This is a genomic window from Cupriavidus sp. 05L310 (assembly GCF_056398185.1).
In genome coordinates, this window is sequence record NZ_JBFTOX010000013.1 from 38,930 (window position 1) to 52,288 (window position 13,359).

The following is a 13,359-nucleotide window of genomic DNA, read 5'->3' on the forward strand; positions in this document are numbered from 1 at the left end:
GAGCGTGCCATGCGGGGCGTGGCGCGGCGGCCGGGCCAGTTCAAATCCAGCTTAGCACCGGCGCGATGCAAGGCGGTAATGGGGCTCTTTTTTCTCGGCGCGCCATCAGCGCGGCGCCAGCATGTGCACCATTTCCAGATTGTCGTGATAATCCGGTGCCACATAGAGCGCCTGGGGCTCGACGCCGTAGCGCCGGAAGCCCATCGATTCGTAGAGCGCGATCGCGGGCGCGTTGGCGGCGGTGACGCTCAGCGTGACCTGGCGCAGGTCCGGCATGGCGGCGGCAACGGCCAGTGCCTGCGCCATCAGCTGCCGGCCAAGGCGCCGGCCGCGATAGGCCGGCGCCACATACATGCCCCAGACAAAGGCCTTGTGGCGCTGCTTGACCTTGTCCTCGCGCATGACGCCGACCACGCCGGCCAGCGCGGCGGCCCCATCGCCGTGCTCGAAGGCGCCGATCACGGCCTTTCCGGGCGTCGCCGCCAGCCGGCCGGCGATGGTGGCCAGTGGCAATTCGCGCTCATCCTCAAAGCTGGAGCCGAAGGCGGCGGGCGCCTCCAGCAGGCCTTCCAGGCGCAACGCCTGGAAAGCTCCGGCATCGGCGGGGGTAAGCAGGCGGATCTGCGTGGGCATCATGCGGTCTCCTGTTCGGCAATCCCGGGCTGTTTCCTGGCACGTCTGTCCCCGACCGCTTTCACGGCCCATTGGGTCGCGGCGGTCGCGAGGATGGCTGTGGCAAAGGCGATGGCGATGGTGCTTCGCGGCAACAGCACGGCCAGGGTGAAGCAAAAGGCGACAAGGGAAAACAATCCGCCGGCCATCGACGTCAGCAACGCGACAACAAAGTCCGGGCCGGCCGCCCGGTGCGAGAATACCGAGAGCACGATGCCAAGGACTGGAAAGAGCGCCAGCAGTCCGCTCCACGTGGATCCGATCGATGCGGACAAGGTCGTCACCGCGAGCGTAAGGCCGGCGCCGGCCAGCATGCGGACCAGCAGACCTGTGCGCGATATGCCCGCAGCGCGGGCGGCGGCACCCGGCGGCGGGAAGAGGGATGGGCAAATGAACAGCGTGGCCAGCGCCAGCGCCAGCGCCAGCGCAGCGAACGGTGAGAAGGGCCGCCAGCCAAGCAGTGCCACGGCGGCCAGCCAGGCAGCCAGCGCCGCCGCCAGCGCCAGCGGCCAGCCGTGCCGGCGGCAACTCCAGGCATAGGCGAGGCTGAACGCAACCGAGGCGAATACCGCGCAAAGGGCGCTGGTGGCCGCCGCAGCGGCGAAAGGCGCACCGCGTTCCAGCGCCAGCAGGAAAAGAATCGGGCCAACCACCACGGGCAGGCCGGCCAGCCAGCCGGCCACGGCCGGTCCCCAGCGCTTGCCCGCCACGGAGATGCAGGCGATGAAGGCGGGCACCAGCAGCAACTTCAGGGCGAGCATGGGCGAGGATCCTCTTTCATCCGGGTTTCTGTCTTATTTGGTTTCTGTTGCAGTTCGGGCGCTACCAGTCCAGGCCCAGCAGCCAGTCGACGAAGTACCTAGCCTCCGGCTTGAGCGGCGCCTGTTCGCGCTCGACGATGTAGTAGCCGTGCGGCGACACCGACTCGATATCCAGCAGCCGCACCATCTGGCCCAGCGAAAGCCAGTGCCGGGCCATGCGCTGGCGCACCAGGGCCACGCCCTGGTTGGAAGCGATGGCCTCCAGCATCAGGCCGATATCGTTGAACTGCGGGCCGGTCTGCGGCTCGGGCCAGTCCAGTCCGGCGGTTTCGAACCAGGGCTTCCACGGCTCCAGCGGGCTGCGCAGCAGCACCAGGTTGTGCAGGTGCTCGGGCCTGGTGATGGCGCGGCCATCGATGCGCTCGTAGTACTCGCGCCCGCACGCCGGGAACACAGGCTCGACCAGCAGCTTGGTGGTTTTCAGGTCGGGATAGCGTCCGGTGCCATAGCGGATTTCCACATCGGTGTCTTCCGCCTTCACGTCGAGGAACGGAATGGCCAGGTGCAACTCAGTGTCGATATGCGGATACAGCGCCGTGAACTCGGGCAGGCGCGGCACCAGGTGCTGGCGGCCGAAGGTGGGCGGGATCGCCACGCGCAGCCGGGTGCGCTGCTTGTTGTACTCCGGCCGGGCCAGTTCGTTGAGCGACTTGAGGGCGTCCTGCACATTGCGCAGGTAGCGCGTGCCCGACGCGGTCAGCCGCAGCGCGGCATTGGAGCGCACGAACAGATCCTCGGCCCACAATTCCTCGAGGTTCTTGATCCGGTGCGATACCGCGCTGGGTGTGACCGACAGCTCCTCGGCCGCGCGCGCGAAGCTGCCCAGCCGGGCGGCGGCCTCGAACGCGATCAGCAGGTGCAGCGGCGGAACGCGGTTGAACACGGAAGCCATGCCGCGCCGGTCCTCAGCGCACCGCGCGGAAGATCTTGCCCGGGTTGAGGATGTGGTTGGGATCGAGCGCGTTCTTGATGGCGCGCATCAGGTCCAGCGCGTCCTCGCCGTGCTCGCTGACCAGGAAATCCATCTTGTGCAGGCCCACGCCATGCTCGCCCGTGCAGGTACCGCCCATCGCCAGCGCGCGCTCCACGATGCGCCGGTTGATGGTCTCGGCTTCGGCCAGTTCCTCGGGCTTTTCGGGATCGGTCAGGATCGCCACGTGGAAATTGCCGTCGCCCACATGGCCCACGATGGGGCAGGGCAGGCTGGATGCGTTCAGGTCGCGCTCGGTCTCGGTCACGCAATCGGCCAGCCGGGAGATCGGCACGCAGACGTCGGTGGTCACCGCCCGGCAGCCCGGCTTGAGCTGCAGCATGGCGAAGTAGGCGGTATGACGCGCGTTCCACAGCCGGCTGCGGTCTTCGGGCCGCGTGGCCCACTCGAAGCCCTGGCCGCCGTGCTCGGCGGCAATCTGCTGCACGGTCTCGGCCTGTTCCTTGACGCCGGCCTCGGTGCCGTGGAATTCGAAGAACAGGTGCGGCATCTCCGGCATGGACAGGTTGTCGTGCCGGTTGATGGCGCGGATGGCCAGCGCGTCGACGAATTCCACGCGCGCCACGGGCACGCCCAATTGGATGGTGTCGATGGTCGCCTGCACCGCGCTGCCCATGCTGGGAAAGGCGCAGATGGCAGCCGAGATGGCTTCGGGCTGCGGATACAGCCGCACCGTCACTTCGGTAATGATGCCCAGGGTGCCTTCGCTGCCAATCATCAGGCGCGTCAGGTCGTAGCCGGCCGAAGATTTGCGCGCATGGGTGCCGGTCTTGATGATGCGGCCGTCGGCGGTCACCACGGTCAGCGCCAGCACGTTCTCGCGCATGGTGCCGTAGCGCACCGCATTGGTCCCCGAGGCGCGCGTGGCGCACATGCCGCCCAGCGAGGCATCGGCGCCCGGGTCGATCGGGAAGAACAGGCCGCTGTCCTTGATTTCCTGATTGAGCTGCTTGCGGGTCACGCCCGGTTGCACCGTCACGTTGAGGTCCTCGGCCTGTACCGACAGCACCCGGTTCATCTGCGACAGGTCCAGGCTGATGCCGCCCGCCACCGCCAGCAGGTGGCCTTCGAGCGAGGAGCCGGCGCCGTAGGCGATCAGCGGCACGCGGTGCGCGTTGCACAGGTGGGCCACCTCGGCCACTTCCTCGGTGGTACGGGCGAACACCACGCCGTCCGGCGCCGCCGGCGGGAAGGGCGACTCATCGCGCCCGTGGTGGTCGCACACGCCGGGCGAGGTGGAGAAGCGTTCGCCGAAGCGGGCCTGCAGGGCGTCGCGCACGGCGGCGGGCAGGGGTTGGCGCACCAGCGTGGCGTGGGAAAGGGGATGGTTCATGGCGTCTCCGGCGGGGCTGAAGTGGCTGGATGCCGTGCGGCGGCGGCTTTTTCGTAGCCGCGCGCAACGGTGCCTGCGCTTGCACCCGGTAGCGTTTCAAGCGAATCCCGTTATTCTACGCCGCCCCCCGGCCTGGGTCGTTGCCGGGGCGCCGCAACGGCCACTTGAGAGGTATCGCGGGTTCTCCCGTCGCCGACCAGAAGCGCGCCATAATGCAAGATTCGCCAACGCCGGAGACCCGCATGGGCAACCGCCTGACCAAGATCGCCACCCGCACCGGAGACGCCGGCACCACCGGGCTCGGCGACGGCAGCCGTACCAGCAAGGACAGCCTGCGCATCGCCGCCATCGGCGATGTCGACGAGCTCAATTCGAATCTCGGCGTGCTGCTCACCGAGGCGCTGCCCGAAGACGTCCGCTCGGCCTTGCTGCATATCCAGCACGACCTGTTCGATCTCGGCGGCGAGCTGTCCATCCCCGGCTATGAGCTGGTCAAGCCCGAGCAGGTGCTGCAGCTCGACGAATGGCTGGCCCACTACAACGCCGGCCTGCCGCGCCTGGCCGAGTTCATCCTGCCGGGCGGCAGCCGCGCCGCGGCGGTGGCGCACGTATGCCGCACGGTTTGCCGGCGTGCCGAGCGGGCGCTGGTGGCGCTGGGCGCGCAGGAGGCGCTGAACGAGGCGCCGCGCCAGTACCTGAACCGGCTCTCCGACCTGTTGTTCGTGCTGGCGCGCGTGCTCAACCGGGCGGGCGGGGGCAGCGATGTCTTGTGGCAGCGGGGCCGCTAGCCATCAAGGTAGCCTCGATTTTTGGTGATCCAAAGAGCACAAAAAGCCCGGCCGTCGCGCAACGTCCCGGAACGCCCCTCAACTTGGCCGGCCGAGCCGCCGCTGGCCGGAGGGAGAAGTCGAGAAATTTAGTCGGATTTGCGCGTCCGGCCCTTGAAATGGCCCCGGACGGCCACATTTCGCCCTCAGGACGAATTGCAGTCCCCGCGGATAGCGGGGCTCAAGAGGAGAGAATAAATGGGTAAGATCATCGGTATCGACCTCGGTACCACCAATAGCTGCGTCGCGATCATGGAAGGCAATACGCCCAAGGTGATCGAAAATGCCGAAGGCACACGTACCACCCCGTCGATCATCGCCTACATGGAAGACGGCGAGATCCTGGTCGGCGCGCCTGCCAAGCGCCAGGCGGTCACCAATCCGCGCAACACCCTGTACGCGGTGAAGCGCCTGATCGGCCGCAAGTTCGAAGAAAAGGAAGTGCAGAAGGACATCGGCCTGATGCCGTACTCCATCGTCAAGGCCGACAACGGCGACGCATGGGTATCGGTGCGCGACCAGAAGCTGGCGCCGCCGCAGGTGTCCGCCGAAGTGCTGCGCAAGATGAAGAAGACCGCCGAAGACTACCTCGGCGAGCCGGTGACCGAAGCCGTGATCACCGTGCCGGCTTACTTCAACGACTCGCAGCGCCAGGCCACCAAGGACGCTGGCCGCATCGCCGGTCTGGACGTCAAGCGCATCATCAACGAGCCGACCGCGGCCGCGCTGGCCTTTGGCCTGGACAAGAACGAAAAGGGCGACCGCAAGATCGCCGTGTATGACCTGGGTGGCGGCACGTTCGACATCTCGATCATCGAGATCGCCGACGTTGACGGCGAGAAGCAGTTCGAAGTGCTGTCGACCAATGGCGACACCTTCCTGGGCGGCGAAGACTTCGACCAGCGCATCATCGACTACATCATCGGTGAGTTCAAGAAGGACCAGGGCGTCGACCTGTCCAAGGACGTGCTCGCGCTGCAGCGCCTGAAGGAAGCCGCTGAAAAGGCCAAGATCGAACTGTCGAGCTCGCAGCAGACCGAAATCAACCTGCCGTACATCACGGCGGATGCCTCCGGTCCGAAGCACTTGAACCTGAAGATGACCCGCGCCAAGCTGGAATCGCTGGTCGAGGAACTGATCACCCGCACCATCGAGCCGTGCCGCATCGCCATCAAGGATGCTGGCGTCAAGGTCAGCGAGATCGACGACGTGATCCTGGTCGGCGGCATGACCCGCATGCCGAAGGTGCAGGAACAGGTCAAGGAGTTCTTCGGCAAGGAAGCGCGCAAGGACGTGAACCCGGACGAAGCCGTGGCCGTTGGCGCCGCGATCCAGGGTTCGGTGCTGTCGGGCGACCGCAAGGACGTGCTGCTGCTGGACGTGACGCCGCTGTCGCTGGGTATCGAAACCCTGGGTGGCGTGATGACCAAGATGATCACCAAGAACACCACCATCCCGACCAAGCATGCGCAGGTGTTCTCGACCGCCGACGACAACCAGCCGGCCGTGACCATCAAGGTGTTCCAGGGCGAGCGCGAGATGGCGACCGGCAACAAGCTGCTGGGCGAGTTCAACCTCGAAGGCATTGCCCCGGCACCGCGCGGCCTGCCGCAGATCGAAGTCTCGTTCGACATCGACGCCAACGGCATCCTGCACGTGGGCGCCAAGGACAAGGCGACCGGCAAGGAAAACCGCATCACCATCAAGGCGAACTCTGGCCTGTCGGAAGACGAGATCCAGCGCATGGTGAAGGACGCCGAGGCCAACGCCGAGGAAGACAAGAAGGCCCGCGAGCTGGCTGACGCCCGCAACCAGGCCGATGCGCTGATCCACTCGACCAAGAAGGCTGTCACCGAATACGGCGACAAGCTGGAAGCGGGCGAGAAGGAAAAGATCGAAGCCGCGATCAAGGAACTGGAAGACGCCGCACGCGGTGGCGACAAGGCCGAGATCGATGCCAAGGTCAGCGCGCTGTCCGACGCCAGCCAGAAGCTGGGCGAGCGCGTCTACGCCGACATGCAAGCCAAGGCCGGCGACGCCGGTGCGGCGGGCGCGGCCGGTGCCGGTGCTGCCGGCGCGGGCCAGCAGCAACATGCCCAGCCGCAGGACGACAACGTCGTGGACGCCGAATTCAAGGAAGTCAACGACAAGAAGTAATGGAAGAGCGGGGCGGGGGCGCGGCACACAAGCTGCGCCAGCCCCCATCCCGACGCCGGGCGACGGACATTGGACCAAGCGGGTTACCGCCGTCGAATGCCTCGCTCGGCTTTTTTGCTATTTTGCTCGGGCGGGTTTTGCACGCGCTTCCGGGCCAATCAGGTAAGCAGCCACCATGGCAAAACGTGACTTTTACGAAGTGCTCGGGGTGGGCAAGAACGCCAGCGACGACGACATCAAGAAGGCGTATCGCAAGCTGGCGATGAAGCACCACCCGGACCGCAATCCGGACAGCAAGGATTCCGAAGAGAAATTCAAGGAGGTCAAAGAGGCCTACGAGATGCTCTCCGATCCCGAGAAAAAGGCAGCCTACGACCAGTACGGCCATGCCGGCGTCGACCCCAACATGGCGGGCGGTTTCGGTGGTGGCGGCCAGGCCTATGGCGGTTTCGCCGAAGCTTTCGGCGATATCTTCGGCGATATCTTCGGCCAGCAGGGCCAGGCCGGCGGACGCCGGGGCGGCGGGCCGCAGGTGTACCGCGGCGCCGACCTGCGCTACAGCATGGAGATCACGCTGGAGCAGGCCGCCCACGGCCACGACGCGCAGATCCGCGTGCCGCACTGGGACGAGTGCGAGCATTGCCATGGCAATGGCGCCGAACCCGGCACCAACGTCGAAACCTGCCCGACCTGCCATGGCGCGGGCCAGGTACGCGTGTCGCAGGGTTTCTTCTCGATGCAGCAGACTTGCCCCAAGTGCCACGGTACCGGCAAGCACATTCCCAAGCCTTGCACCAAGTGCCACGGCCAGGGCAAGCTGAAGTCGCAGAAGACGCTGGAAGTGAAGATCCCGGCCGGCATCGACGAGGGCATGCGCATCCGCTCCACGGGCAACGGCGAGCCGGGCATCAACGGTGGGCCCCCGGGCGATTTGTATGTGGAAGTCCACATCAAGCAACACTCGGTGTTCGAGCGCGACGGCGACGACCTGCACTGCCAGATGCCGATCTCCTTCGCCACCGCGGCGCTGGGCGGCGACCTGGAAGTGCCCACGCTGGGCGGCAAGGCCAGCTTCCCGGTGCCCGAAGGCACCCAGCCCGGCAAGACGTTCCGTCTGCGCGGCAAGGGCATCAAGGGCGTGCGTTCGGGCTATCCGGGCGACCTCTACGTGCATGTGAACGTGGAGACGCCGGTCAAGCTGACCGAGGCGCAGAAGGACATCCTGCGCCAGTTCGACCGCTCGGTGCACGAAGGCGGCTCGCGCCACAGCCCGCAGGAGCAATCCTGGCTGGATAAGGTGAAGAGCTTCTTCAGCTGATCCGGCAACGGCATGCGGCCGGCCACGCGTTGATGTGTGGCCGGCTTTTTTGTTTTGGGGGCGATAATGCGGTGTCCTCCCCGCGCGCCGGTTCCGCCGGTGCCCGCGCTTTCTCCGTGCTTGTGCCCCCGATGCATTCGTTTTCTTCTCCGGCTTCGCCAACCCCCACCCTCGCGTCATCGCACGATCCGATCGCCATTGCCGCCGAGCCCTTCGTCCTGCTCGACGACGCCACCGCCGCCCCCGCCGAGGCCTCTTCGCGCCTGTACACCGGCTTCGCCCGTGAAGACGCGCTGCCCGATGCCTCCGCGCTCGGCGCGCTCGACGCCATGCTGGCAGAAGGCTGGCGCCAGGGCTGGCATGCCACGCTGTTCGCCCCCTACGAATTCGGCGGCCCGCTGGTCGGCGTGCCGGTCCATGTCGACCGCGCGCTGCCTTTCCATGACGGCGCGCTGCGCCTGCTGTGGTTCCGGCAGATGCGGCGGCTGGACACGCGGGAGGTCGCGCAGTGGCTGGCGCCGTCCTCGGGCGAACCGGCCGGCGTGATGGACGTCACAGCCGACACGCCGGAAGCGGCTTTCCACGCGGCCATTGCCCGGATCCACCAGTGGATCGAGGCTGGCGATACCTACCAGGTCAATTTCACGCAGCGGCTGCGCTTTGCCGCTTTCGGCAACCCGCTGGCGTTGTATGCCGCGCTGCGCGCCGCTCAGCCGGTGCCCTACGCCGCGCTGGCGCGGCTGCCGGGCGATGGTTGGGTGTTGTCGCTGTCGCCCGAGCTGTTTGTCCGGCATGACGGGCAAGGCCGGTTGCTGGCGTGCCCGATGAAAGGCACCGCCCCGCGTACCGGCGACAGCGCGCGCGATGCCGAGGCCGCCGCAGCGCTGGCGGCGGACCCGAAGAACCGCGCCGAGAACGTGATGATCGTCGACCTGCTGCGCAACGATCTCGGCCGCGTCGCCGTGCCCGGCACGGTGGCCGTGCCGGACCGCTTCGCGGTGCAGCCGTTCGGCCAGGTGCTGCAGATGACCTCCACCGTCACCGCCGCCGCGCGTCCCGGCACCAGCCTGGCCGACCTGTTGCGCGCGCTGTTTCCCTGCGGCTCCATCACCGGCGCGCCCAAGCGGCGCACCATGCAGATCATCGGTGAACTGGAGCAGGCGCCGCGCGGCCTCTATACGGGCTCCCTGGGCTGGATCGATGCGCCCGGCGGCAAACAGGCCGATGGGTGGCCCGGCGCCTTCGCCCTGTCCGTGGCGATCCGCACGCTGGTGCTGGGCGCGCCGGGCGCGGATGGCCTGCGCGCGGGCGAGATGGGCGTCGGCGGCGGCATCGTGCACGACAGCGACGCCGCGGGAGAATATGCCGAATGCGGCTGGAAGGCCCGCTTCCTGACCGCGCACGATCCGGGCTTCACCTTGTTCGAGACCATGCGCGTGGAGGATGGGAAGTGCCAGCGCCTGGCCCATCATCTGGCGCGGCTGGCCGCTTCCGCCGGTCACCTGGGCTTTCGCTTCGAGCGGGACCGCGCGCTGGCGGCCGTGCAGGGTGCCGTGACGGATCTCGGCGCCGGTACCTGGCGCTTGCGCCTGGCGCTGGACAAGGCCGGCGGTTTCGCCATCGCCCACGGCCCGCTGGCGCCGCTGGGCGCCGTCCCCGTGCTGGTCACGCTGGCGCCGCAGGCGTTGGCATGCGCTGATCCGCTGCGCCGCCACAAGACCAGCGCGCGCGCCGTCTACGATGGCGGCTGGCAGTCCGCAGAGCGCGCAGGCGCCTTCGATAGCCTGTTCTTCAACGCCCGCGACGAACTGCTTGAGGGTGGCCGCAGTTCAGTGTTCGTCAAAGTGGACGGGGCGTGGCTGACGCCGCCGTTGACCGCGGACATCCTGCCCGGCGTGATGCGCGCGGCGGTGCTGGCCGACGGCGCGCGCTACCTGGGCGGACCGGTGAGCGAGGCGGTGATCACGCGGGCCATGCTGCGCCGCGCCGAAGCGCTGGCGCTGGCCAACTCGCTGCGCGGGGTATTGCCGGCGGTATTGCCGGCGGAATTGCGCCCGGAGGACTGATCCGGCCGCTCAGCGATGGCGCGTATCCAGGCGTCCGTCGGTGAGCTTCCAGCGCACCACGCCCGGCAGGTTGATCAGGTCGCGGTCGTGGCAGATCATCACCACGGTGCGGCCCTCGGCGGCCAGTTCGCGCACCAGTGCGATCACCTGTTCGCGCGCGTGGCCGTCCAGGCTGGAGGTGGGTTCATCCAGCAGCAGCAAGTCGGGCTCCAGCACTTTGGCGCGTGCCAGCGCCACGCGCTGTATCTCGCCGCCGGACAGGCGTTCGGGCGCGGTGTTCTGCACATGCGTGATGCCGGCCCAGCCCAGCGCGGCTCCCACGCGCCGCCGGATCTCGTCGGCGGCCAGGCCGCGGGTTTTCAGGCCGTAGGCAATATTCTCCCGTACCGAGGTGCGAAACAGGTAGGGATGCTGGTGGAGATAGGCGATGCGCTGCCGCAGCGCCGCCGGCAGCGGATCGAGCGCCGCCTCGTGCGGCTGGCCGTCCGCACCGGTCCAGGACACCCTGGCACCGGGCGCGCGCTCCAGCCCCGCCACCATGCGCAGCAGCGTGGTCTTGCCGGCGCCGTTGACACCGGTCAGCACCACGGCGGCGGCGCGGGGAAAGGCCAGTTCACCGATGTCGAACAGACACCGTGCGCCGACCTGCCGCCGCAGGCCGCGCACGGTCAGCAGCGGGGGCAATTGCGCAGGCGGCAGCGCGTGTCCGTCGGGAGTCTGGCGTGCGGGCAGTGTGCTCATCGGCGAAATCCTCCCGCGCCTTGCAGCCACGCCAGCATCACATTCACCAGCAGTGCCAGCGCCACCAGTACGATGCCCAGCGCGATGCCCTGGGCAAATTCGCCCTTGCTGGTTTCCAGCGCGATGGCGGTGGTGATGGTTCGGGTAGCGCCTTCGATATTGCCGCCGATCATCAGCGCGGAGCCGACTTCGGCAATGACCCGCCCAAATCCGGCCACCAGCGCTGCCATCAGGCCAAAGCGCAGCTCGCGCAGCACCGTAAAGAAGGTCCGCCAGCGGCCAGCGCCCAGCACCCACGCCGTTTCACGCAGGCGAACGTCCGCCCCCTGCAGGGTGGACAGGGCAAAGGCCAGGACCACCGGGAAGCCGATCACCGCCTGCCCGAAGACCATGCCGCTACGGGTGAACAACAATGAAAAATCGCCCAGCGGTCCCTGGCGGGTGAACAGCAGATACAGGATCAGCCCGACCAGCACGGTCGGGAAGGAAAGGAAGGCCTGCGCCACCACCACGACTACCCGGCGGCCGGGAAAATCGTGGGTGGCGATCAGGTAGGCCGCGCCGATGGCGGGCACGGTGGCGAGCGCCAGCCCCAGCACGGCCACCACCAGCGAGGTCCAGACGATGAACCACAAGGCGCCGTCGCCGCTGGCCAGCAGATGGAAGGCCGTAGCTGTGGCGGCACCGATCTCCATGTCCGGAGCCGGCCGGTCAGGCCGAGAAGGTGTGCTCGACGGCGGGGAAGCTGCCGTCCTTCACGGCCGCCACATAGGCGCGTACCGCAGCCTCGATCGAGCTGGCGCCATCCATGAAGTTGCGTACGAACTTGGCTTTGCGGCCTGGGTAGACGTTGATCATGTCCTGCAGTACCAGCACCTGGCCCGAGCAATCCGCGCCGGCGCCGATGCCGATGGTCGGGATGGTCAGCAAGCCGGTGACTACGCCAGCCACCGCTGCCGGCACCGCTTCCATCACGATCAGCTGGGCGCCCGCTGCCTGTAGCGCGAGCGCATCGCGCTTGAGTTGCGCGGCGCTCTCGTCGGTCTTGCCTTGTACCTTGAAGCCGCCCAGCGCGTGCACCGATTGTGGCGTCAGGCCGATGTGGGCGCACACCGGGATGCTGCGCTCGACCAGGAATTTGACAGTGGGCGCGAGCCAGTCGCCGCCCTCCAGCTTGACCATGTGCGCGCCGGCCCGCATCAGCGCCACGGCGCTGGCGTAGGTGGCTTCCGGGGTGGGGTAGGTGCCGAACGGCAGGTCCGCCACCAGCAGGGCGCTCTGGTTGCCGCGCGCCACGCATTCGGTGTGATAGACCACGTGCTCCAGCGTCACGGGCAGCGTGGTCTGCTGGCCTTGCATGACATTGCCGAGGGAGTCGCCGACCAGCAGCACCTCGACCCCGCAGTAGTCGAGCAGCGCGGCGAAGCTGGAGTCGTACGCGGTCAGCATGGCGATTTTTTCGCCGGCGGCGCGCATGGCCTGCAGCCTGGGGATGGTGACGGTCTTGCGGGAGGGGTCGAGGAGGTAACTCATGACGTTGGGCCGGTAGAGAGACGGGAGTCGGGCCGGCCGCAATGCCGCAGTGCATCCAAGCTCAGTGCATCAGCGCATCTGCATCCTTGCGGCAAGGCTTTTGCCCCCTTCAGTTTGCTTCGCAGCGAGGTACGCGGCCCGATCTGGACGGGCGCTGGCTTCGCGGCAGCGACTGTTGTCGTTATGGTTAAGGCTGGCAGGCGGGAACCTGTCAGGGCGCAGCGAGATTGAGAAAGGCCTTGCGGCCGCGCATGTTTTCGATGCGCGACAGTAGTGTACGGAAATCGGCGTCGTTGTCTACCGGGCTGAAGTGGGCCGTGTCGACGATCATTACCGGCGCCTCGTCGTAGCGATGGAACAGCTCGCCGTAGGCGTCGGACAGGCGCTCCAGATAGGCTTCGTCGATGCTGGACTCGCCGGGCGCGTTGCGGCGCGCGATCCGCTCGCGCAGCAGGGCAGGCGAGGCCTGCAGCACGATGACCAGGTCCACGCGCTGGCCCTGGGCTGGCAGGCGCGCGGCAAGGGCGTCGTACAGCGCCAGTTCGTCCTCGGGCAAGGTCAGCCCGGCGTAGAGACGGCTCCTGGTGTACAGGAAATCCGCCACCATGCGCTGTCCCGCCAGCAATGCCGCCTGCCAGGTTTGGAGCTGCTGCGCGCGCTGGTTCATCAGCGAAAGCTGCAGCGGCAGCGCGTAACGCGCTGGCTCGCGGTAATAGCGTTCGAGGAAGGGGTTTTCGCGTGCCGCGTCGAGCAGCTCGCCGGTACGCAGGGTTTGCGCCAGGCGTTGCGCGAGCGCGGTCTTGCCGGCCCCGATGGGGCCTTCCACCACAATGCGGCGCAGGTGTTCGAGCATGGGCGGGTCCGGTCGGCTGATGCCAGGCTAAGAGGGCGGATGAAGCG

At 67.6% G+C, this 13,359-nt stretch carries 12 protein-coding genes; 4 read left to right on the forward strand and 8 right to left on the reverse strand.

The annotated features are described in order from the left end of the window. Window positions 1-105 precede the first annotated feature (105 nt). The 4 genes from AC1DS6_RS11730 to AC1DS6_RS11745 form a co-directional block, all read right to left on the reverse strand. Window positions 106-636: a GNAT family N-acetyltransferase gene (locus tag AC1DS6_RS11730; protein ID WP_441626308.1), complete on the reverse strand. Its 531-nt coding sequence runs from the start codon at window positions 634-636 to the stop codon at window positions 106-108. Then, window positions 633-1,433: a hypothetical protein gene (locus AC1DS6_RS11735; RefSeq protein WP_441626310.1), complete on the reverse strand. Its 801-nt coding sequence runs from the start codon at window positions 1,431-1,433 to the stop codon at window positions 633-635. Before AC1DS6_RS11735 ends, AC1DS6_RS11730 begins: the two co-directional genes overlap by 4 nt. 61 nt (window positions 1,434-1,494) lie before the next feature. Next, window positions 1,495-2,385, reverse strand: a complete 891-nt coding sequence (locus AC1DS6_RS11740; RefSeq protein ID WP_045237607.1) for a LysR substrate-binding domain-containing protein — start codon at window positions 2,383-2,385, stop codon at window positions 1,495-1,497. 13 nt (window positions 2,386-2,398) lie between these two features. Continuing rightward, the gene (locus tag AC1DS6_RS11745) at window positions 2,399-3,817 is read right to left on the reverse strand and encodes an FAD-binding oxidoreductase (RefSeq protein WP_441626312.1); all 1,419 of its coding nucleotides are present in this window, start codon (window positions 3,815-3,817) and stop codon (window positions 2,399-2,401) included. 242 nt (window positions 3,818-4,059) lie between these two features. On the opposite strand from AC1DS6_RS11745, the gene AC1DS6_RS11750 reads away from it, so the two are divergent. The 4 genes from AC1DS6_RS11750 to AC1DS6_RS11765 all read left to right on the forward strand — a co-directional run bounded on the left by AC1DS6_RS11750 (window position 4,060) and on the right by AC1DS6_RS11765 (window position 10,185). Then, window positions 4,060-4,605, forward strand: coding sequence for a cob(I)yrinic acid a,c-diamide adenosyltransferase (locus tag AC1DS6_RS11750; protein WP_441626314.1), 546 nt, complete (start codon window positions 4,060-4,062; stop codon window positions 4,603-4,605). 237 nt (window positions 4,606-4,842) lie between these two features. Continuing rightward, entirely contained in the window at window positions 4,843-6,801 is a 1,959-nt protein-coding gene (gene dnaK, locus AC1DS6_RS11755) for a molecular chaperone DnaK (RefSeq protein WP_035867443.1), read from the forward strand. A 175-nt stretch (window positions 6,802-6,976) separates the two neighbouring features. Continuing rightward, window positions 6,977-8,119: a molecular chaperone DnaJ gene (gene dnaJ, locus AC1DS6_RS11760; RefSeq protein WP_441626317.1), complete on the forward strand. Its 1,143-nt coding sequence runs from the start codon at window positions 6,977-6,979 to the stop codon at window positions 8,117-8,119. A 131-nt stretch (window positions 8,120-8,250) separates the two neighbouring features. Next, window positions 8,251-10,185 (forward strand): chorismate-binding protein, encoded by a 1,935-nt coding sequence (locus tag AC1DS6_RS11765; protein WP_441626319.1) that lies wholly within the window; start codon window positions 8,251-8,253, stop codon window positions 10,183-10,185. A 9-nt stretch (window positions 10,186-10,194) separates the two neighbouring features. Here the strand turns inward: AC1DS6_RS11765 and AC1DS6_RS11770 are convergent, their stop codons facing one another. From AC1DS6_RS11770 to AC1DS6_RS11785, 4 genes are all read right to left on the reverse strand, one after another. Next, window positions 10,195-10,926, reverse strand: coding sequence for an ATP-binding cassette domain-containing protein (locus AC1DS6_RS11770; RefSeq protein WP_441626321.1), 732 nt, complete (start codon window positions 10,924-10,926; stop codon window positions 10,195-10,197). Continuing rightward, window positions 10,923-11,621, reverse strand: coding sequence for an ABC transporter permease (locus tag AC1DS6_RS11775; protein ID WP_441626323.1), 699 nt, complete (start codon window positions 11,619-11,621; stop codon window positions 10,923-10,925). Before AC1DS6_RS11775 ends, AC1DS6_RS11770 begins: the two co-directional genes overlap by 4 nt. Before the next feature lie 16 nt (window positions 11,622-11,637). Further along, window positions 11,638-12,459: a 3-methyl-2-oxobutanoate hydroxymethyltransferase gene (panB, locus tag AC1DS6_RS11780; RefSeq protein ID WP_441626325.1), complete on the reverse strand. Its 822-nt coding sequence runs from the start codon at window positions 12,457-12,459 to the stop codon at window positions 11,638-11,640. 211 nt (window positions 12,460-12,670) lie between these two features. Continuing rightward, entirely contained in the window at window positions 12,671-13,312 is a 642-nt protein-coding gene (locus tag AC1DS6_RS11785; RefSeq protein WP_035867433.1) for a deoxynucleoside kinase, read from the reverse strand. Window positions 13,313-13,359: the final 47 nt, after the last annotated feature.